The sequence below is a fragment of the uncultured Algibacter sp. genome (genome assembly GCF_963976535.1).
GTDB lineage: Bacteria > Bacteroidota > Bacteroidia > Flavobacteriales > Flavobacteriaceae > Algibacter_B.
Genome location: NZ_CAXBLF010000007.1, coordinates 19,776 through 38,636, shown reverse-complemented (window position 1 = coordinate 38,636; position 18,861 = coordinate 19,776). Strand labels below are relative to the sequence as shown.

General features: G+C 32.5%; 18 protein-coding genes and 1 tRNA gene. 6 read left to right on the top strand and 13 right to left on the bottom strand.

Going from position 1 to position 18,861, the window contains the following annotated elements; translation table 11 throughout:
• Window positions 1–99: 99 nt before the first annotated feature.
• Window positions 100–1,404, bottom strand: coding sequence for a ribosome biogenesis GTPase Der (der, locus tag AAC024_RS03860; RefSeq protein ID WP_339893875.1), 1,305 nt, complete (start codon window positions 1,402–1,404; stop codon window positions 100–102).
• A gap of 331 nt (window positions 1,405–1,735) precedes the next feature.
• Here der and AAC024_RS03855 point away from each other — a divergent pair, with 331 nt between their 5' ends.
• The gene (locus AAC024_RS03855) at window positions 1,736–2,248 is read left to right on the top strand and encodes a GTP-binding protein (RefSeq protein ID WP_339893874.1); all 513 of its coding nucleotides are present in this window, start codon (window positions 1,736–1,738) and stop codon (window positions 2,246–2,248) included.
• On the opposite strand, the gene era is transcribed toward AAC024_RS03855, so the two are convergent.
• The 5 genes from era to AAC024_RS03830 all read right to left on the bottom strand — a co-directional run bounded on the left by era (window position 2,245) and on the right by AAC024_RS03830 (window position 7,371).
• Window positions 2,245–3,123 carry a GTPase Era gene (gene era / locus AAC024_RS03850; RefSeq protein ID WP_339893872.1) on the bottom strand — a complete coding sequence of 293 codons (879 nt, stop codon included), beginning with the start codon at window positions 3,121–3,123 and terminating at the stop codon, window positions 2,245–2,247. The two genes, AAC024_RS03855 and era, sit on opposite strands and share 4 nt — an antisense overlap.
• Window positions 3,124–3,248: 125 nt before the next feature.
• Window positions 3,249–3,953 carry an FKBP-type peptidyl-prolyl cis-trans isomerase gene (locus AAC024_RS03845; RefSeq protein ID WP_339893871.1) on the bottom strand — a complete coding sequence of 235 codons (705 nt, stop codon included), beginning with the start codon at window positions 3,951–3,953 and terminating at the stop codon, window positions 3,249–3,251.
• Window positions 3,954–4,344: 391 nt separating this feature from the next.
• Entirely contained in the window at window positions 4,345–5,013 is a 669-nt protein-coding gene (locus AAC024_RS03840) for a bifunctional 4-hydroxy-2-oxoglutarate aldolase/2-dehydro-3-deoxy-phosphogluconate aldolase (protein ID WP_339893870.1), read from the bottom strand.
• 19 nt (window positions 5,014–5,032) lie between these two features.
• Window positions 5,033–6,250 (bottom strand): 6-phosphofructokinase, encoded by a 1,218-nt coding sequence (locus tag AAC024_RS03835; RefSeq protein ID WP_339893869.1) that lies wholly within the window; start codon window positions 6,248–6,250, stop codon window positions 5,033–5,035.
• 74 nt (window positions 6,251–6,324) lie between these two features.
• The gene (locus AAC024_RS03830) at window positions 6,325–7,371 is read right to left on the bottom strand and encodes a sugar kinase (protein ID WP_339893868.1); all 1,047 of its coding nucleotides are present in this window, start codon (window positions 7,369–7,371) and stop codon (window positions 6,325–6,327) included.
• A 155-nt stretch (window positions 7,372–7,526) separates the two neighbouring features.
• Between AAC024_RS03830 and AAC024_RS03825 the strand changes: the two genes are divergently transcribed.
• The 5 genes from AAC024_RS03825 to AAC024_RS03805 all read left to right on the top strand — a co-directional run bounded on the left by AAC024_RS03825 (window position 7,527) and on the right by AAC024_RS03805 (window position 12,082).
• The gene (locus AAC024_RS03825) at window positions 7,527–8,552 is read left to right on the top strand and encodes a LacI family DNA-binding transcriptional regulator (RefSeq protein WP_339893867.1); all 1,026 of its coding nucleotides are present in this window, start codon (window positions 7,527–7,529) and stop codon (window positions 8,550–8,552) included.
• 339 nt (window positions 8,553–8,891) lie between these two features.
• Window positions 8,892–9,254 (top strand): fructose 1,6-bisphosphatase, encoded by a 363-nt coding sequence (locus AAC024_RS03820; protein ID WP_339893866.1) that lies wholly within the window; start codon window positions 8,892–8,894, stop codon window positions 9,252–9,254.
• 14 nt (window positions 9,255–9,268) lie between these two features.
• Complete coding sequence (locus tag AAC024_RS03815) at window positions 9,269–10,087, top strand: cell envelope biogenesis protein OmpA (protein WP_339893865.1); 819 nt, start codon at window positions 9,269–9,271, stop codon at window positions 10,085–10,087.
• Window positions 10,071–10,562, top strand: a complete 492-nt coding sequence (locus AAC024_RS03810) for a Rab family GTPase (protein WP_339893863.1) — start codon at window positions 10,071–10,073, stop codon at window positions 10,560–10,562. Before AAC024_RS03815 ends, AAC024_RS03810 begins: the two co-directional genes overlap by 17 nt.
• A gap of 5 nt (window positions 10,563–10,567) precedes the next feature.
• Window positions 10,568–12,082 carry an ATP-binding protein gene (locus AAC024_RS03805; RefSeq protein WP_339893862.1) on the top strand — a complete coding sequence of 505 codons (1,515 nt, stop codon included), beginning with the start codon at window positions 10,568–10,570 and terminating at the stop codon, window positions 12,080–12,082.
• 504 nt (window positions 12,083–12,586) lie between these two features.
• Here AAC024_RS03805 and AAC024_RS03800 read toward each other — a convergent pair.
• From AAC024_RS03800 to AAC024_RS03770, 7 genes are all read right to left on the bottom strand, one after another.
• Window positions 12,587–12,661: transfer RNA gene (locus tag AAC024_RS03800), tRNA-Val, on the bottom strand.
• 146 nt (window positions 12,662–12,807) lie between these two features.
• The gene (locus AAC024_RS03795; protein ID WP_339893861.1) at window positions 12,808–14,025 is read right to left on the bottom strand and encodes a folylpolyglutamate synthase/dihydrofolate synthase family protein; all 1,218 of its coding nucleotides are present in this window, start codon (window positions 14,023–14,025) and stop codon (window positions 12,808–12,810) included.
• A 3-nt stretch (window positions 14,026–14,028) separates the two neighbouring features.
• Window positions 14,029–14,877 (bottom strand): energy transducer TonB, encoded by an 849-nt coding sequence (locus AAC024_RS03790; RefSeq protein WP_339893859.1) that lies wholly within the window; start codon window positions 14,875–14,877, stop codon window positions 14,029–14,031.
• A gap of 7 nt (window positions 14,878–14,884) precedes the next feature.
• The gene (locus tag AAC024_RS03785; RefSeq protein WP_271560501.1) at window positions 14,885–15,274 is read right to left on the bottom strand and encodes a biopolymer transporter ExbD; all 390 of its coding nucleotides are present in this window, start codon (window positions 15,272–15,274) and stop codon (window positions 14,885–14,887) included.
• A gap of 1 nt (window position 15,275) precedes the next feature.
• Complete coding sequence (locus tag AAC024_RS03780; RefSeq protein WP_339893858.1) at window positions 15,276–15,977, bottom strand: MotA/TolQ/ExbB proton channel family protein; 702 nt, start codon at window positions 15,975–15,977, stop codon at window positions 15,276–15,278.
• 116 nt (window positions 15,978–16,093) lie between these two features.
• Complete coding sequence (gene nhaD, locus AAC024_RS03775; RefSeq protein WP_339893857.1) at window positions 16,094–17,485, bottom strand: sodium:proton antiporter NhaD; 1,392 nt, start codon at window positions 17,483–17,485, stop codon at window positions 16,094–16,096.
• A gap of 10 nt (window positions 17,486–17,495) precedes the next feature.
• Entirely contained in the window at window positions 17,496–18,722 is a 1,227-nt protein-coding gene (locus AAC024_RS03770) for a Glu/Leu/Phe/Val dehydrogenase dimerization domain-containing protein (protein WP_339893856.1), read from the bottom strand.
• Between the last annotated feature and the right edge of the window lie 139 nt (window positions 18,723–18,861).

The window sequence follows — 18,861 nt, the reverse complement described above, 5'->3', positions numbered from 1 at the left end:
ACCTCACCCTGAACTGCGAAAAGGCAGTTCCGACCTTTCCCAAAGAGAGGTAAATCGGAAACCCCGAGGCAAAGCCATCGGGGAATCATTCAGATTAAACTATTTCTTACGCATATAAACACTGATAGGCACACCATTAAATCCAAAATTTTCTCGTAATTTATTTTCTAAGAATCTTTTGTATGGGTCTTTTACATACTGCGGTAAATTACAGAAAAAAGCAAATTGAGGTTGTGGCGTTGGCAATTGCATGATGTATTTAATCTTAACATACTTTGCTTTATACGCAGGTGGTGGGTAGTTTTCTATAATGGGCAACATGACCTCATTAAGCTTACTGGTTTTAATTTTCTTGGTTCGGTTTTGGTAAACCTCAACAGCAGTTTCAATGGCTTTAAAAATTCGTTGCTTTTTTAATGTAGATATAAAAACAATTGGAACATCCGTAAAAGGTTCCATTTGTTGTCTTATAACTTTTTCGAATTCCTTAACAGACTTATGGTCTTTCTCTACTAAATCCCATTTATTTACTAAAACTACAATACCCTTTCGGTTACGTTCTGCTAGCCAAAAAATGTTTTGAACTTGTCCGTCAAAACCACGGGTGGCATCTAAAACAATAAGACATACATCGCTATGCTCTATGGCTCTTACACTTCGCATAACAGAATAGAACTCTAAATCTTCTTTTACTTTAGATTTTCTTCTAATTCCAGCAGTATCTACTAAATTAAATTCAAATCCAAAACGATTGTATTTAGTGTCAATAGAATCTCTTGTTGTTCCTGCAATATCTGTTACTATATATCTATCTTTACCAATAAGGGCGTTTATAAATGATGATTTTCCTGCATTTGGACGACCAACCACAGCAAAACGAGGTAGTTCTGCTTCAACAACCTCTTCCTTTTCTGGTAAGGCTTCAATTAAAGCATCTAAAAGTTCACCTGTACCGCTTCCATTAATACTCGCCACAGTATAATAATCACCTAAACCTAATGAATAAAACTCAACCGCATCTTCTGCACGCTTTCCATTATCAACTTTATTAACTACTAAAAAAACAGGCTTATTTACTTTACGAAGTAATTTAGCAACATCTTCATCCATTCCAGTTACTCCAGATTCTACATCTACCATAAAGATAATAGCATCAGCTTCATCAATAGCTAACTCTACTTGTTTATCAATTTCGGCTTCAAAAACATCATCACTTCCTAAAACATAACCTCCAGTATCAATTAAAGAAAATTCTTTTCCATTCCAATCACTTTTTCCGTAATGGCGGTCTCTCGTAACGCCACTTACCGCATCAACAATAGCTTCTCTTCGTTGTATTAAACGGTTAAAAAACGTTGATTTCCCAACATTTGGTCTTCCTACTATGGCTACTATATTACTCATAACTTTTAAATTGTATTTTATACCAAATAAACTTTAAAATAACCGATTAAATTCGTTTCTATTTCCTTTACATTTCAATATAAAATAGAACCGTAACTAATGCTATGGCTATATTTTCTATATCATCTAAAGAAAATATAATTCAAATTTACTATCAATCATTTTAAAATACATTTGGTATTACACCTTATCTGATGCCCTTATTATTTCTATCCGAAATATTTTGCAAAAATAGGGAATATACATGACGCAAAGTTCTTTTTTAATAAAGATTGAATGTATTTAAAGTTTAAATAAAAAACAGTAATTTACTTTGCTAAACTTATTATGAATGCCACTAAATAACGACATTGCATTACGCCCACGTTTTAAAATGGAAATTCCTAGGTATAATGAAGCGATTTTGAGTGATTTTGAGAATGCTAAAACAACGCAATCTGAATTTGTTATTGCTAGAGTTGACGATCATGTTTTTATTAAATTCCCTAAGGAAAAACAACATTTTTGGTCGCCACAATTGCATCTTGAAATAAATAAAGTTGACGATAACTCTTGCACACTTCACGGTTTATTTGGCCCCAACCCAACAGTTTGGACGCTTTTTATGTTTCTCCATTTTCTTGTTGCAGGAATATTTATTGCTTTTGCCATTTGGACTTATACCAATTTGACTTTAAAACAAAGCTATGCCGTTCAAGCCAGTATAACACTTTTAATGATTTTAATATGGGTTACTTTATATTTTGCAGGAAGTATTGGTAAAGCATCAAGTACTAGTGATATGCGATTACTCAATAATTTCATGAATAATATATTAAATGTAAACCAAGAAAAAGTGCTTTAATTGTAACCAAAACGTTTTAGTTGGTTTTGATTACTACGCCAATTTTTATTCACTTTAACGTAAAGTTCAATATGAATTTGTTTGCCAAAAAATTTCTCTAGGTCTTTTCGAGCTTCAACCCCTACTCTTTTTAACGCACTACCCTTGTGTCCTATAATAATCCCTTTCTGGGTTTCTCTTTCAACCATAATTACAGAACGCACTCTAATAATATTTTCTTCTTCAAAAAATTCTTCAGTATCTACCTCAACAGCGTAAGGAATTTCTTTTTTGTAATGAATAAGAATCTTTTCTCGAATAGTTTCATTAATAAAAAATCGTTCTGGTTTATCAGTTAATTGATCTTTTGGGTAAAAAGGAGGTGATTCAGGAAGCAATTCTAAAATACGAGTAAAAACTTCTTTTACGTTGAAACCTTCAAGTGCTGATATTGGAAAAATTTCTGCATTTGGTACTTTTTCAGCCCAAGTTTGAACCTGCTCCTCCAACTGCCCTTGATCTGACTTATCTATTTTATTTAGCAGCAACAAGACAGGAATTTTTGAATCGGTTATTTTATTAAAAAATGCCTCGTCTTTCAATTCCTTCTCTCCAATTTCTACCATATAAAGAAGTACATCGGCATCTTCAAAAGCAGATTTCACAAAGCCCATCATAGACTCTTGAAGTTCATAGGCTGGTTTTATAATTCCAGGGGTATCACTTAAAACTACTTGGAAATCATCACCATTTACAATACCTAAAATTCGGTGTCTTGTAGTTTGTGCTTTTGACGTTATTATTGAAAGTTTTTCTCCAATAAAAGCGTTCATTAATGTTGATTTCCCAACATTAGGATTCCCTATAATATTTACAAAACCTGCTTTATGGCTCATCTTATTTTTCATTTAATCTACTGCAAAGTTACAATTTGAATATTCATTACATCACAAAAAATTAGAAACAAAAAAAACAGGAAGTAAAACTTCCTGTTTTTTTTATAAGAATATGTAATGAACTACTACTTTACAATTTCTAATAATTCAACATCAAATATTAATGTTGAGTTAGGTTTAATTACTCCGCCTGGTCTTGGGTTAGCACCGTAAGCCAAGTTACTAGGTACAAAAAACTTATATTTAGCACCTACATTCATTAATTGTAAACCTTCAGTCCAACCTTTTATAACTTGAGTAACTCCAAATTCTGTTGGTTCTCCTCTATCTACTGAACTATCAAACACAGTTCCATCAATTAAAGTTCCATGATAATGAACTTTAACTTTTGATGAAGTTGTTGGTTTTTCACCTGTTCCTTCTTTTAAAACGATGTACTGTAAACCACTTTCAGTAGTTTGAACACCTTCTTTAGATTTATTATCTTCTAAAAACTTAATACCATCTACTTTAGCTTTTTCTCCTTCTTCTTTCGCTTTAGCAGCATCTGCTTTCTGTTTCTTTTGAAAATATGTTCTAACAACTTGTTGAGCCACAGTAGCATCAATTAATATGTCTGTTGAATCTAAAACATTTGTAAATCCTTGAATAAACAAATCATTATCAAAATCTTCAAAACTAGCTTTTACATTTTTAGCAACATCCATTCCAATAGCATAACTAACTGAATCTAGTTCTGTTTTTATAGGTTTTTGTGTGGCTCCATTTTTATTACATGACACTAGTAAGATGACCACTGCTGCAAGACTTAAACATTTCATTATTTTCATTTTTAATATTTTTTTTTAGTACGACGCCAAATGTAATAAATTTTTTAGTGAGTAAAAAAGAAAAACAGCATTACGAGAAAAAGTTTAAGTAATAAAAAATTTCTTGAAGCCGATTATCCCCGAGGCAAGCCATAGTTGTACCAGCCTGCCGGCTGGCAGGTTTCGTTGGTTTCATTTTGGCCATGAAACCAAAAATCAAAATTTTATATTTTGCCCCACCCAGAATTGCGAAAAGGCAATTCCGACCTCCCCTTGGGGGAGGTAAATTCAGAAACCCCGAGGTAGAACCATCGGGGAATTATTTAGATTAAAAATATATTTTATGTCTTAGAGAAATTAAAAAAGTAGAGTTGCATAAGTACAACTCTACAAATTCAAATAATATTAATAACTATTTTCTAACAGATTTAACAATACTTAAAGCAGCTATAACGTCTTGCTCTAACTTAGCATAATCTTTATTAGCAATAATCTCTTTTGAAATTAATTTAGATCCCATTCCAACACAAGTAACACCTGCATCAAACCATCCTTTTAAGTTTTCTTCAGTTGGCGAAACACCTCCTGTAGGCATGATACTGGTCCAAGGTTGAGGGCCTTTAATTCCTTTTACAAACTGTGGTCCGTAGATATCACCAGGGAATAGTTTCACAATCTCGCATCCTAATTCTTCTGCTCTAGCAATTTCAGTTAATGTACCACATCCAGGAGACCAAAGCACTTTTTTACGATTACAAGCAATAGCAATATCTTCTCTTAAAACTGGAGTTACAATAAAGTTCGCTCCAAGCGCCATATATAAAGATGCTGCTGCACCATCGGTAATAGAACCAACACCCATAATCATTCCGGGTAATTCTGCAATCGCATATTTTGTTAATTCACCAAAAACCTCATGGGCAAAATCGCCACGAGCAGTAAATTCCATTAAGCGTGCACCACCATCGTAACATGCTTTTAATACCTTTTTACTTAATTCTATATCATTATGAAAAAACAAAGGAATCATTCCTGTATCTTTCATTGCTTGCGCTACTTCTAATCTTGAAAATTGTGCCATTTTATTATTTTTTTTGTTTTTAATTCCAGTTTAATATTTTCTTGAAATCATATGCCTCCGGATTCGGTACATATTTTTTTGCTTTTTTGTAATCTTTTTCTTTAACATAAAAAAGGTTGTTTATAAACAGTTGCGCCATATCTGAATTAATGTCGACTAATCTAGGTGGAATCTTACCTTCATTATCTTCAAAATCCTTTAAATACAATGGCATTATATCTCCGTTTGAATTGGCGCTTACTATACAACCAGAAACTCCTTCGTCATATAATTTTTTAACACCTATACCAAGTAATGTACATAGGGTTAAATCGAATGCAATTGGTTTACAACATCTTAATTCATAACCAAGTTCTACAGGTCTAGATTTAATATCCAACCCAAGTTCTTTTAATTTAACTTGTAATAAATAATTGAATATATGAGACTTGCTAACGTTTCCTAATTCAGGATGACCATGATCATCATAGGTGAAATTTATACCAGAGTTTATAATTTCTTCTTCTTCCATAAAATGAAAAACCCCCTCACTAACTAAAGCAACACCATATTCGATACCTTGAATTTTACATTTAACAATAGAAGAAATAATCATATTAATGATTTTTTCCAATGTAATATTAGTCTTATCGAACATTTCAGGAATAATCATCATTTGATAATGACAAGCCGAAGCAATTCCAAAAGCTAAATGGCCAGCAGAACGCCCCATTGCAGCAACTACAAACCAGTTTTCACTAGTTCTAGCATCTTCATAAACGGTATTACCAATACGAACTCCTTCGTCTTTAGCTGTATGAAAACCAAAAGTTGGATTTCTGTCTGGTAAAGGTAAATCGTTATCTATAGTTTTTGGGACATGAACATGTGCAACATCCAAATCCTGACTATTAACATATTTAGTTAATCTATTGGCAGTTGAAGCTGTATCGTCTCCTCCAATAGTAACTAATAATTTTACATTATGTTTCTTAAAAAAATCTGCTTTAAAATCGCTGTCTTTTGGTTTAAATCTACTCATTATTAAAGTAGAACCTCCAAGACTAAAAATGCGATCTGCACGATGAAAATCAAAAAAAACTATTGATGGATTATCAGAAAGCAATCCTTTATAACCATGATGCACACCTATAACATCATAACCATCCTTTAAGAAAGTTTTGGCCAATGTGCTTATTACTGTGTTTATACCTGGTGCAGGACCACCACCACACATTATTGCAATCGATTTTTTCATAGAAAATAATTGATTTTAAGATTTAATTAAAAAACTACAAGGCTTAAAAAAACCTTGTAGTTTTTATAAATTTATTATCTGGCAACTCTTCCAGAAGCATCACCTCCCATTAATTTTTCTACTTCACTAACAGTCACTAAGTTTGCATCACCTTTAATTGTGTGTTTTAAACAAGATGCTGCAACTGCAAAGTCTAATGCATTTTGATCATCTTCTGGGTATTTTAATAATCCGTAGATTAAACCTCCCATAAATGAATCTCCTCCACCAACTCTATCAACGATATCAGTGATTTGATATTGACGTGTTTGTAACATTTGTTTACCATCATATAGAACACCAGCCCAAGTATTATGAGAAGCAGAAATTGACCCTCTCAATGTTGTAATTACCTTTTTAGCTCTTGGGAATTTTTCTGTCATTTGTTGACAAACAGATAAGAAAGCTTCTGCTTTCACATCATGTCCAGCCGTTTGAACTGCCGCTCCTGCAGGTTTAATTCCGAAATGCATTTCTGCATCTTCTTCATTTCCTAAAACAATATCACAATACGACGTTAATTCAGTCATAATGGCTTCTCTATGTGCGTCATCACAGAAATTCCAAAGTTTTGCTCGATAATTTAAATCTGTTGAAATAGTAATTCCTTTTGCGCTAGCAGCTTTTACAGCCTCTAAACAAACATCTGCAGATCCTTGCGAAATAGCGGGTGTAATACCTGTCCAGTGAAACCACTCTACGCCATCAAAAACAGCATCCCAATCAATCATTCCTGATTTAATTTCAGACATGGCTGAATGTGCACGATCATAAACCACTTTAGAGCCTCTAGATACAGCTCCAGTTTCTAGGAAATAAATCCCTAAACGATCACCACCATAAACTATTTTATCAACACCTACACCTCGTTTACGCATTTCCATCATAGCGCATTCACCAATATCATTCTTTGGTAAACGTGTTACAAAATCTACTGAAACACCATAGTTAGCTAATGATACTGCTACGTTTGATTCTCCTCCACCATAGATGGCGTCAAAATTATTAGCTTGTGAAAATCTTAAAAATCCTTGTGGAGCTAATCTTAACATGATTTCTCCAAATGTTACTACTTTACTCATTTTAATTGGTCTTATTTAAATGTTTTTAGTTTTGCTTAAACGTTTAACCAAATATTTAAAAATAAATCAAAACCTTTTAAAATGTAATTTGGGCTTTGATTCGATTAACTAATACAGTATATTTGCTTAAACGTTTAAGCAAATATATAAAAAAATTGACAAACAAAAAAAAAACAACCATAAAAGACATTGCAAATGTTTTAAATATATCTGCAGCGGCGGTTTCAAAAGCTTTACATAACGACTCTCGTATCAGTGATAAAACAAAAAAAGCTGTTAAACAAGTTGCTAAAAACTTAAACTACCAACCTAATCATTTAGCAAGTGCTTTAAGGAAAGGAAAAAGCAACTTAGTTGGTGTTATAGTTCCTAGAACAAATAGTAATTTTTTTTCTTCCGTGATTCAAAACATAGAAGAAGTATTAAACAAAGAAGGCTATAATATCATTATAACACAATCAAACGAATCATTCAAAAAAGAGTGTCGTAATATAGACACCCTATTATTTACCCAAGTTGATGGTATTATTGCATCTATGGCAAATGAGACTATTGATTTAGAATATTATGAAAAAATTAAAACTAAAGGCATCCCGTTAATTTTATTTGATCGTGGAGAAAATGATTTAAATGTCGATTATATTGGTATTAATGATTATGATAGCAGCCATGTCATTGTTGAACATCTCGTAAAACAAGGCCGCAAGCGAATAGCCCATATAGGTGGTTATAAACATACCCGAATTTTTAATAATAGAATTAGAGGTTATATAGATGCTTTAAAAAAGCATAACCTTCCTTTAGATCATGAGCTTCTTATTGAAAGTAGTCTGACCATAGAAGATGGAAGAAAAAAAATGTCTCAGTTACTAAAACTTAAAGAAAGACCTGATGCCGTGTATGTTGCTAGTGATTATGCAGCCCTGGGAGCCTTGCAACTACTCAAGGAGCAAAACATAAAAGTTCCTGAAGATATCGCTTTAGTTGGTTTTGGAGATGAACCCTTTACTGCTATGGTAACACCTTCTATATCAAGTATAAATCAGCATAGTGCAGAAATTGGAAAGCAGGCAGCGCTTACATTTTTATCTTACACTAAGAAAAAAACCATTGAACAAACTCTAAACAAAATTATTTTAGATGCCGAATTGGTTATAAGAGAATCCTCTGATTTAAGATAAGAGCCTTCAACTAATAAGTTTGAAATAAGTACATGACAAAAATTGATAATATATCGGATATCAGTCTGAGCGCAGTCGAAGACATTAGGAATATCGTTTTCAAAAGCATTTCGACTGCGCTCAATGTGACACTTTTTAATTTTTGTCATGTACTCAGAAGTTTGAAGTATAAACATTCAAGTTTGATAAAAAAAATGCATCTTTAAACTTATAAATAAATGAAATTGTAGGACTTTTTTTGGATTCAAAATTGAATTGAAGCAAATCTATTCACTTGAATTTCTCATTTTAACCTATTTTAAACTATTTTTGTATTAAATAACAACAAACTTCCTGATAATGAAAAACCAAGCAAAAGAAAAAACCAAGGAAAATTTGAATGGAGAATCTCAAAATACCACTTCAAAAATTGATGCCATTAAGGAACTTATTTTTGGAGAAAACATTCAGGCTTACAATTCAGAATTTGAAGGTGTTAAGGCTGATATTTTAGCTAAAAAAGAAGAACTTCAAAATTTAATTAGCACGGTAGAATCTGAGCTTTTACAAAATATTGATACACTTAGTACAGATATAAACATAAGAATTACCGATCTTGAAAATTCTGTAAATGACAAGCTAGACAATCTTGACAATAAAAAAGTTAATCGTAAATTATTAAGTGAACTTTTTATCAAATTAGGAGAAAAAATTAGTGATTAAACACCTTCTCATAGATGAATCAAGATGAAAAATTAAGTATCATTAAAGATATTCTGCTTACTGATACGCGGGAGTTTGCTTCTTCTATTGAAACAAAAATTAAAATTCTTGAGAACACTGTTAATGAAAAGAAAAACCTTTCCACAAAGGTAGATCCAATAATTGATGCAAAACTAGAAGATTTTGTAAAAGAAATACCCAACACTTTAGGGCCTACGATTACTCAAGCCTTAAAGGAGGAAATTAAAAACTCTAAAGATGCTGTTGTTGAAGCGCTTTTTCCAATCTTAGGAAAAATGGTTAAGCGCTATGTACAGCATGAAATGAAATTGCTGTCAGAAAGAATAAACAACCAAGTAAATCATACGTTTTCATTTAAACGTTTCTTTAGAAAAGCAAAATCTAAAGCATCAGGAATAGATGAATCAGATTTAATAATTCAAGAACAAACCCATACCAAAATCGAACAAGTTATTATTATTGAAAAAGGTTCTGGACTGGTATTAGCTGAATTTTCGGAAAACAAGATGACAGATGAAGATATGGTAGCTGGTATGTTGACGGCTATAAAGAGTTTTGTTGAAGATGCCTTCAAAAAAGAAAGTCAAAATTTACAATATATAGAATATGACCTTTACCATATTCACCTTCAAAATTTCTCTTCATTCTACATTGCTGTTATTGTTTCTGGCGCTTATAATGTGATATTTAAAGACAAATTGGAAGACAAAATTTTTAAGTTTACTAGTAAACAAAAAATTGTTGACACGCTAAAGGACAAAAATTTATTAACCAAAAAGTTAGAAGGCTTCTTTAATGATGGCAGTATCTAAAAAAATTGTTTTAATTGGGCATTTTGGTGTTGGCAAAACGTCTTTAATTAGGCGCTTTGTTGAAAACACTTTTTCTGAGGCATACACAGTTACTATAGGTGTTCATATTTCTAAAAAAACGATTGATATACCAGAAAAGGAATCCATTTCTCTTATAATTTGGGATTTAGAAGGGCAAGATGATATAAAAAATACACGTCCTTCTTATTTGTTAGGTACCAATGGATTTATTTACGTCATTGATTTATCAAGACCTGTAACTTTTGAAAATCTTGATTCTGAATTAAAATTTCTTAAAGAAAATTACCCAAATATTCCTGTTAAAGTAGTAGGAAACAAAATGGACTTAGTAAATAAAGCATATTTAACGCAATATAGCGATGTTTTTAAGCCTTTGGTCGATTTTTTTGTTAGCGCCAAAACTGGTAGTAGAGTTGAAACTCTTTTCTCTAAATTAGCTAAAGAGTTAATTTAGAAACCATGCTAGAGGCCTACAAGAAAAAATATTACACAAATAATTTTCAATATATTTTAGTTGATAATTCAGGATGTATTTTAGAAACTGACAATTCTATTCTATCTATCCACGAAAATAATCAACTACAAAATTTTCATCCTTTTTTTGACATATTAAACAGTCTATTACAAATTGAAAATGAATGTTTTGAATTTTCTTGTATTAACTTAGATTTTAAAGATAAGGTTGTTATAGTCGATGTTACAATTCGTTCGCAAAACAACAATGAAAACCTCATAATTATTGAGGATTTAACAAAGCACTACAATAATTATCAACTTACTGCACAAACAAGAAATGAGTCTATTATAAACTCACAAATATTAGAGTTAAAGAATGAGTACTTGCTGGAAAAAGAAACTTTCAAAAACAACTTTATAGCAAATTTTAGCCATCAACTTAGAAACCCAATAACAGCATCCATAATTTTTAGTGATTTACTAATTAATAGCGAATTAAGTTCTGAACAAAAAAATTATCTAGACATTATTCAATCGTCGAATAGAGATTTAAAAAATAGAATTGAAGATATTTTAGATATCTCTAAAATAGAATCTGGTAAGCTAACCTTAATTGAAACCGTTTTTGACTTAAAAAAACTATTGCATGATATTGTTATTGGCTACAATCTTTTAGCCGTAAAAAAAGGCCTTAAATTTAATTTTGACATTGATAAAAATCTTCCTGAATTTATAAAAGGAGATCAATATAGATTGAAACAAATTATTGGTAATCTTTTAAATAATGCCATTTCTTTCACAACTAAAGGGTCAATAAACCTAAATATATCCCTTAATTATATCCGAGCAAAAAAAGCAAATCTTCGTATAGAAGTGACCGACACAGGTTGTGGTATTGAAACAAAAAACATAGAGTCTATATTTAAAAGGTTTACTAAAATAGAATCAGAGACTCAAAATAATAAAGGTACTGGACTTGGTTTAGCGGTCGTGAAATATTTAATTTCTGAAATGGAAGGCAATATTAAAGTTGAAAGTGAACTTAAGAAAGGCTCACAATTTATATGTAACCTAAGTTTTAAAATATCAGATTATAACCAAAGTTTAAAAACAGAATTGTTGAACAAACAATTACCACATTTAGATAAAAAGCATCATATTTTATTAGTTGAAGATTCTGAATTAATACAACTTACTATTTTAAAAATACTAGCAACTACTGGCGATTTTTACATTAATATAATTTCTAAAGGCCAAGAATTGGTGCCAAATATTATCAATCAAAGCGTAGATTTAATATTGCTGTCTAATACCATCCAAGATTTTTCTGCCATGGATTTAGCTGCTTCTGTCCGAAACCTATCCAAAGACTATAAAAAAACACCCATTATCGCATTATCTACTCAAGCATACAAAAAAGATATAAAACGCTTTAAACAAAACGGCATCAATGATGTTTTGGTTAAACCTTTTGATAAAAAAAATCTGTTAAGCAAAATCTATAAACATCTAAAATAAGACGAACAGATAAAAGATCGCTTCTCGCTATCCTTGATTATGATAACTTGCTATTGAACTAACATAATTTTGAGGTAATTTAGGATCCATCGGATTGTATAAAAAAATCCTGATATAACTATCAGGATTCTTTCTGTGGCAGAGGGATTCGAACCCCCGACTCTCCCGATAAAAAATCGGGATGCTCTGTTCCTTGACTTGACTACTTTTCAATAAGCCGTTCAATCATTTTTCTGCTTTTCCATTTCTTTATTTGCCACAACTCTCGTTTTATAGATTCGCTTTTAGGATTGTAGGTTTCAGTATACTTTAAAACCCAATCTTTAGCTTTCCCTGTAAATCCTTTGTGATTTTGTAAATGTTTCTACAACCAATTATAAACATCTTCAGTAGAACCAACATAATATTTATTTAGAGACGCTGAATAAAGAGAATGTAAATGTAATATGTCATGGTAGAAAAATCTGTGAATAAAAAAACCCAAGATAAATCTTGGGTTTTTTGTGGGCGCAGAGGGATTCGAACCCCCGACCCCTTGGGTGTAAACCAAGTGCTCTGAACCAACTGAGCTATGCGCCCGAAATTTTTTTAAAAGGCTCGGTATTACCCTCCGACTCTTCCGATGTTAATCGGAATGCTCTGAACCAACTGAGCTATGCGTCCTCTAAATTGGACTGCAAATATAACCTAGTTTTTAATTCTGCAAAAACTTTTTCAATAAAAATTTAAATTATTTCAGCTACAACAAATGTACTTCCTCCGATGAAAATTAAATCCTCATTTTTAGCATTATTTAAAGCTGCCATATAAGCTTCATTAGCAGAATTATAAGCTTCACCTTTTAAATTGTGCCTAAAAAATATTTGTTTCAATTCTTCTGCGTCTAAACCCCTTGGAATATTGGGTTTACAGAAATAATAAATTGCCTTTTTTGGAAGCAAATCAACAATAGTGCTTAAATCCTTATCATTCACAACGCCAAAAACAATGTGTAATAATTCAAAAGTTTCATTTGAAAGTTGTTGCATCACATACGTTAAGGCTTCTCTATTGTGCCCTGTATCACAAATCACCCTAGGTTTCTCGCATAAAACTTGCCAACGCCCTAACAAACCAGTATTTTCAACAATTTTTAGCAAGCCTTGTTTAAGGTTTTTGCTAGATATTTTGAACCCTTTTTTCAGAAGTACTTTTACCGTTTGAATGACCGTTTTTATGTTCTTAGATTGATAACTACCTATTAAATCCGATTTATACATTTCAAAAACTACCATATCTGCAAAAACTATTTCAGAATCACATGCTTTAGCTAAACTTCTAAAAACTGGGGTTGTTTCTTTTTGTGTTTCACCAATGACTACTGGAATATTCGGTTTAATAATTCCACCTTTCTCAAAAGCAATAGCTTCGAGCGTATCACCTAAAAATTGGGTATGGTCAAAGCCTATGTTTGTAATTACTGAAACTTCTGGGGTAATTATATTTGTAGAATCTAATCGTCCTCCTAAACCAACTTCTACAACAGCAATATCAATGTTTTGTTTAGCGAAATAATCAAAAGCCAGTCCTACTGTCATTTCAAAAAACGATAGTTTATTAGCTTCAAAAAAAGATTTGTTTCGCTTTATAAAACCAATAACAAATTGTTTGCTTACTTCTTTCCCGCTGATTTTAATTCGCTCTCTAAAGTCCTTTAAATGCGGAGATGTGTACAAACCTACTTTATATCCTGCTTCTTGTAGAACTGAGGCTAACATGTGGCTAGTAGAGCCTTTTCCGTTAGTTCCAGCTACATGAATAGTCTTAAACTTGGTTTCAGGGTTACTTAAATGTTCCGCGAGTTTTAAGGTATTAGATAAATCTTTCTTAAAGGCCGTTTTACCCTGTCGTTGATACATTGGTAGTTGAGAAAACATCCAATTGAGCGTATCTTGATATGTCATTTACTATTGACTTAATTTGAAGTTAACACTAACAAATCCTATTTGACGTGTAGGCGCTTTAGAATCTGAAGGCCATTTATGAGACATGGCAATTTTTTTGGCTGGCTCTAATAAACATTGTGCTGTATTTGTAGTTCCTCTTTGTCCAGGTTCCGCCGAAATAACATTTCCACTTTGATTTACAATAATCTTTACAATAACCATTCCTGATTCATTACAATCTTGTTTAAGTCGCTTAAAAGACGCTTTACCTCTTCCATTTAAACCGTAACCAACGCCACCACTACCTGTGCCTTGACCTCCAAAATAACTTGGCGCATAAGGATTACCATCTAATTGTCCTTTATCACCAGATTTATTGTCATTCCCTTCGCTACCACTTTCAGAGCCTTCTGATTTACTTACGCCACCAATTAAAGCATCCAATTTTTTCTTTTTTTCTTCTTGCTCACGTTTTTCTTTCGCAACTCTATCGGCTTCAGCCTTAACTTTAGTATCTGCAATGGCTTTTGCTTTAGCTTCTGCCTGTTTTTCCTTTTTTATAGCTATAGATTCTAAATCTTCTTGGGTTAACACTTCTTCTTTAGTTTCTGAAGTTTTTGTAGGTTCCGATTTTGAAACATCTGGTTGAGGCGGTTCTTCAATCTTTCTAGGTTCAGACTTTACAGGCTTTAAGGGTTGAACTTTTCCTTTACCAAAATCTGAATTACCAAAATTTACGGCAACGCCATATTCTTCTGGTGGATCCATATATGTTGTACCAACCACAAACAGCAAAAGCAACAAAATAACAGCTATTAAAGCTGTTAATCTTGCAGAATTCTTTTCGTGCTTTGTTTTGAAGTACTTCATTATCTTGTTAAGGCTTTACCGCTAAAATGACCTTGAATTTATTCCTATTTGCTATATCCATGACCTTTACAACATTTTCAACAGGCACAGACTTTTCTGCTCTTAAAACTATTGTCGGTTTTTCTTGAGAAGACAAGGCTGCCAACAATTCGTTTTCTAAAACACTTTCACCAACTCGTTTTTGGTCTATATAATAGGTTAAATCTTTTTTGATACTAACTGCAACTGATTTTTTGTTTTCAGTTTTTCCACTTGCTTTTGGCAATAAAATATCAATAGCATTTGTGGTAACCAATGTAGAAGCAATCATAAAAAAGATAAGAAGCAGAAACACAATATCCGTCATAGACGACATATTGAACTCTGGTGTAACCTTATTTCTTCCTCTAAAGTTCATACTAAGTAGGTTCGTTTAAATGATCTAAAAATTCTAATGAATTAGCTTCCATTTGATATACTACTTTGTCGGTTTTAACGACTAAGTGATTGTATGCCATATAAGCCACAATACCTACAATTAAACCTGCAACTGTAGTTGTCATAGCCGTATATAAGCCACTTGCTAAAACATCCATTTGAATAGTACCTCCGGCATTAGCTAATTCAAATATGGCTAATATCATTCCAATTACTGTACCAAGGAATCCTATCATAGGAGCAGCACCAGAAATTGTTGCTAGAACGCTTACGTTTTTTTCTAAGCCATAAATTTCCAAACGACCTGCATTCTCAATAGCCGTATTAATATCTGCAAGTGGTTTTCCTATTCTGGAAATCCCTTTACCAATTAATCTGGATACAGGAGTATTAACCTGAGCACATAGCATTTGAGCAGAATCAATTTTACCATTACTTACATGGTCTTTAATCTGATTCATAAAATTTGCATCAACTTTTGAAGCGGCTTTTATGGCGAAAATGCGTTCAAAATAAATATAAATTGCTCCAACTAGTAGTAAAAACAGAACAGCAATTATAACTTGTCCCGCAGCACCACCGCTGCTAATTAATTCTATAATTGAAAGTGTTTTTTCAACTGATTCACCATCAGTTAGCACCTCAGCTCCTTCTTGAGCATTTTGTAATAATGTACTTAGCATATAATATTAATTTATTGCAACTGTATAACGCTTATTTATATATAAAAGTATAGTTTATTGCTTTTTACTTCCCCTTCCGTAAAAGCGAAAAATTATTTAATTCAATCCTTAATAGACTAAAACCAAGTTCTAGTAAACATAAATGCTGCAGCCCCTACTAAGAAACCAATTGCGGCTAACCAAGCTATTTTTTTTAAGTACCAGAAAAAGTCTATTTTTTCCATTCCCATAGCAACAACACCAGCAGCAGAACCAATGATTAACATACTTCCTCCGGTACCAGCAGAATAGGCAATAAAGTGCCATAATTGATCATCTATTGGCTCTGAGAACATCCCCAAACTAGCGGCTACCAATGGCACATTGTCAATAACTGCTGATCCCACACCTAGTAATAAAACTACTAAATCAGAAACACCACCTGAGCTCATTTCTGTTCCTAATTGTGGCATTGAGTCTTGTAATGAAGATGCAAAGTTGAACAAAATACCTAAAGATTCCAGCGCCGCCACAGCCAATAAAATACCTAAGAAAAACAAAATACTAGGTAATTCTATTTTAGACAACGAATAATGTACTGGACTGTGTTGTGCATGCGCATCACTTTCTTCCGAGTCATGCATAGTCATACTAAACTTAGAACTACTATAAATTTCAGCAAAAGTAGCCACAACACCTAAAGACAGCATCATTCCTACATAAGGAGGCAAATGAGTTACCATTTTAAAAATTGGCACAAACACAATGGCGCCTAAACCTAAATAAAGCATGGTACCGCTAAATCTAGATTTTTTCTTTTCTTCAACTTCTTCCACATCTAAATCTCCTTTAAATGCTGGTAAATACGATGCGATAAATGTTGGTACTGCCATACATAAAAAGGATGGTAACAATAGATACCCAATTAAATGACCTGTGGTTACTTTTTTACCAATCCAAAGCATGGTTGTAGTAACATCACCAATTGGAGACCAAGCCCCCCCTGCGTTAGCAGCAATAATAATTAAACCAGCAAACCAAATACGTACGCTTCTATCTTTTACTATTTTTTGTAGTATAGAGATTAAAACAATGGTAGCTGTAAGATTATCAATAATAGCCGATAAGATGAAAGCTAATATGGCAAAAATCCATAGTATTTTGCTTTTTTTCTTAGTTTTTATAAAGTCTTTTATAGTTGAAAAACCATCAAAATAATCAATGATTTCAACAATAGTCATGGCGCCTAAAAGGAATACTAAAATTTCTGAAGTTTTACCTAAATGATGTAAGAGTGATTCTTCCATCAATTGCATTTTTTCCTCGGACGCTAAACTTCCAAAATTTTCCATTAAAGAATGGTTTGCAGAATCAAACCACTGTGGGAAACTTTCAATACCTAAAGCAATTAATGCCCAACTAATAGCCATCATGACCAGTGCCGGAATAAGTTTGTCAATTTTTATACTATGCTCTAAAGTAATGGCTAAATAGCCCATAACAAACACTAAGATAATTGCTGCTTCCATAAGTTTTTGGTTAAATAAGTTGTTTTAGTGCAATTTCGAATGCGGATGCACTAATTTCCGTTTTTGATTTATTTTTATTGTAAACTTTTTCTATTGCTTCTTTAATTCTATTTGATGTATCGTTAAAAATGGCCTCATCGGTCATTTGCACTTTGCGTTCCATAAAATAGGCAAAAACTCTTGCCATCCCACAGTTAGAAATAAAATCTGGAATTAAACTAACTTTATAATCTGTGTGTTCCATGATTGGTCCAAAGAAAATTTCTTTATCTGCAAAAGGCACATTTGCGCCACAAGATATAACTTCTAATCCACTATCAATCATTTCATCTATTTGATGAATCGTGATTAATCGTGATGCAGCACAAGGTGCGAAAATTTCGGTCTTCAACGCCCATATTTTTTTATTTATCTCTTCAAAAGGTATTAAATTATCTGCAACCAAAGTATTCTCTTTTTTTGCAAGAAACAATGCTGTTATTTCATCAAAAGTAAAGCCTTCTTCATTAATTAAACCTCCTGTACTATCAATAATACCAACCACTTTAGCTCCCATTTGAGATAAATAGAATGCCGCAGCGGCTCCTACATTTCCAAAACCTTGAACAACAGCTTTTTTTCCTTTAACCGAACCACCATAAATATTATAATATTGTTTTACAGCTTCAGCAACACCAAAACCCGTAATCATGTCGGCTACTGTATATTTTCTTGATACACTTGGTGAATATTGCGGGTTTTCAATAACTTTAATAACTCCCTGTCTCAACTGCCCTATCCTATTTATTTTATCGGCTTCAGTTGGCTTGAAATGCCCATTAAAAACACCTTCTTGCGGATGCCATACCCCACTTTGTTCAGTAATAGGAATCACTTCATGAGTTTCATCTACATTCATATCACCTCCAGTACCGTAGTAGCTTTTCAACAAAGGCGAAACAGCAGCATACCATCGTTCTAAAACGCCTCTTTTTCTTGGGTCTTTTGGGTCAAAATTAATTCCAGATTTAGCGCCACCAATAGCAGGACCAGAAACCGTAAATTTGATTTCCATAGTTTTTGCTAAAGATAAAACTTCATTCATATCAAGTCCTTTACGCATTCTTGTTCCGCCACCTGCAGCTCCACCACGAAGCGAGTTTATAACAACCCAACCTTCAGCTTCTGTTTCAGAATCCTTCCAGTTAAAGACTATTTCAGGGGTTTTATTTTCATATATTTTTAATAATTCTTTCATTTCTATTTTAAAATTGATACATATTAAGCTAACATTATTGTTTATCCAAAGGTAAATAGTAGAGTAGCTATAACTGAGTCATAAGAAAGCGATTAAATTATTAGTGAAACAAATATAAAAAACTAAAACTCCTTTAAGA

What these genes read in the sequence shown, in the direction of transcription:
- AAC024_RS03820 (WP_339893866.1), top strand. Translation starts at nt 8,892, where the DNA reads ATGAAAAACCAAGCAAAAGAAAAAACCAAGGAAAATTTGAATGGAGAA.
- der (WP_339893875.1), bottom strand. Translation starts at nt 1,404, where the DNA reads ATGAGTAATATAGTAGCCATAGTAGGAAGACCAAATGTTGGGAAATCA.
- AAC024_RS03835 (WP_339893869.1), bottom strand. Translation starts at nt 6,250, where the DNA reads ATGAAAAAATCGATTGCAATAATGTGTGGTGGTGGTCCTGCACCAGGT.
- AAC024_RS03805 (WP_339893862.1), top strand. Translation starts at nt 10,568, where the DNA reads ATGCTAGAGGCCTACAAGAAAAAATATTACACAAATAATTTTCAATAT.
- AAC024_RS03815 (WP_339893865.1), top strand. Translation starts at nt 9,269, where the DNA reads ATGAATCAAGATGAAAAATTAAGTATCATTAAAGATATTCTGCTTACT.
- AAC024_RS03845 (WP_339893871.1), bottom strand. Translation starts at nt 3,953, where the DNA reads ATGAAAATAATGAAATGTTTAAGTCTTGCAGCAGTGGTCATCTTACTA.
- AAC024_RS03855 (WP_339893874.1), top strand. Translation starts at nt 1,736, where the DNA reads ATGCCACTAAATAACGACATTGCATTACGCCCACGTTTTAAAATGGAA.
- AAC024_RS03785 (WP_271560501.1), bottom strand. Translation starts at nt 15,274, where the DNA reads ATGAACTTTAGAGGAAGAAATAAGGTTACACCAGAGTTCAATATGTCG.
- era (WP_339893872.1), bottom strand. Translation starts at nt 3,123, where the DNA reads ATGAGCCATAAAGCAGGTTTTGTAAATATTATAGGGAATCCTAATGTT.
- AAC024_RS03830 (WP_339893868.1), bottom strand. Translation starts at nt 7,371, where the DNA reads ATGAGTAAAGTAGTAACATTTGGAGAAATCATGTTAAGATTAGCTCCA.
- AAC024_RS03770 (WP_339893856.1), bottom strand. Translation starts at nt 18,722, where the DNA reads ATGAAAGAATTATTAAAAATATATGAAAATAAAACCCCTGAAATAGTC.
- AAC024_RS03790 (WP_339893859.1), bottom strand. Translation starts at nt 14,877, where the DNA reads ATGAAGTACTTCAAAACAAAGCACGAAAAGAATTCTGCAAGATTAACA.
- AAC024_RS03840 (WP_339893870.1), bottom strand. Translation starts at nt 5,013, where the DNA reads ATGGCACAATTTTCAAGATTAGAAGTAGCGCAAGCAATGAAAGATACA.
- nhaD (WP_339893857.1), bottom strand. Translation starts at nt 17,485, where the DNA reads ATGGAAGCAGCAATTATCTTAGTGTTTGTTATGGGCTATTTAGCCATT.
- AAC024_RS03810 (WP_339893863.1), top strand. Translation starts at nt 10,071, where the DNA reads ATGATGGCAGTATCTAAAAAAATTGTTTTAATTGGGCATTTTGGTGTT.
- AAC024_RS03780 (WP_339893858.1), bottom strand. Translation starts at nt 15,977, where the DNA reads ATGCTAAGTACATTATTACAAAATGCTCAAGAAGGAGCTGAGGTGCTA.
- AAC024_RS03795 (WP_339893861.1), bottom strand. Translation starts at nt 14,025, where the DNA reads ATGACATATCAAGATACGCTCAATTGGATGTTTTCTCAACTACCAATG.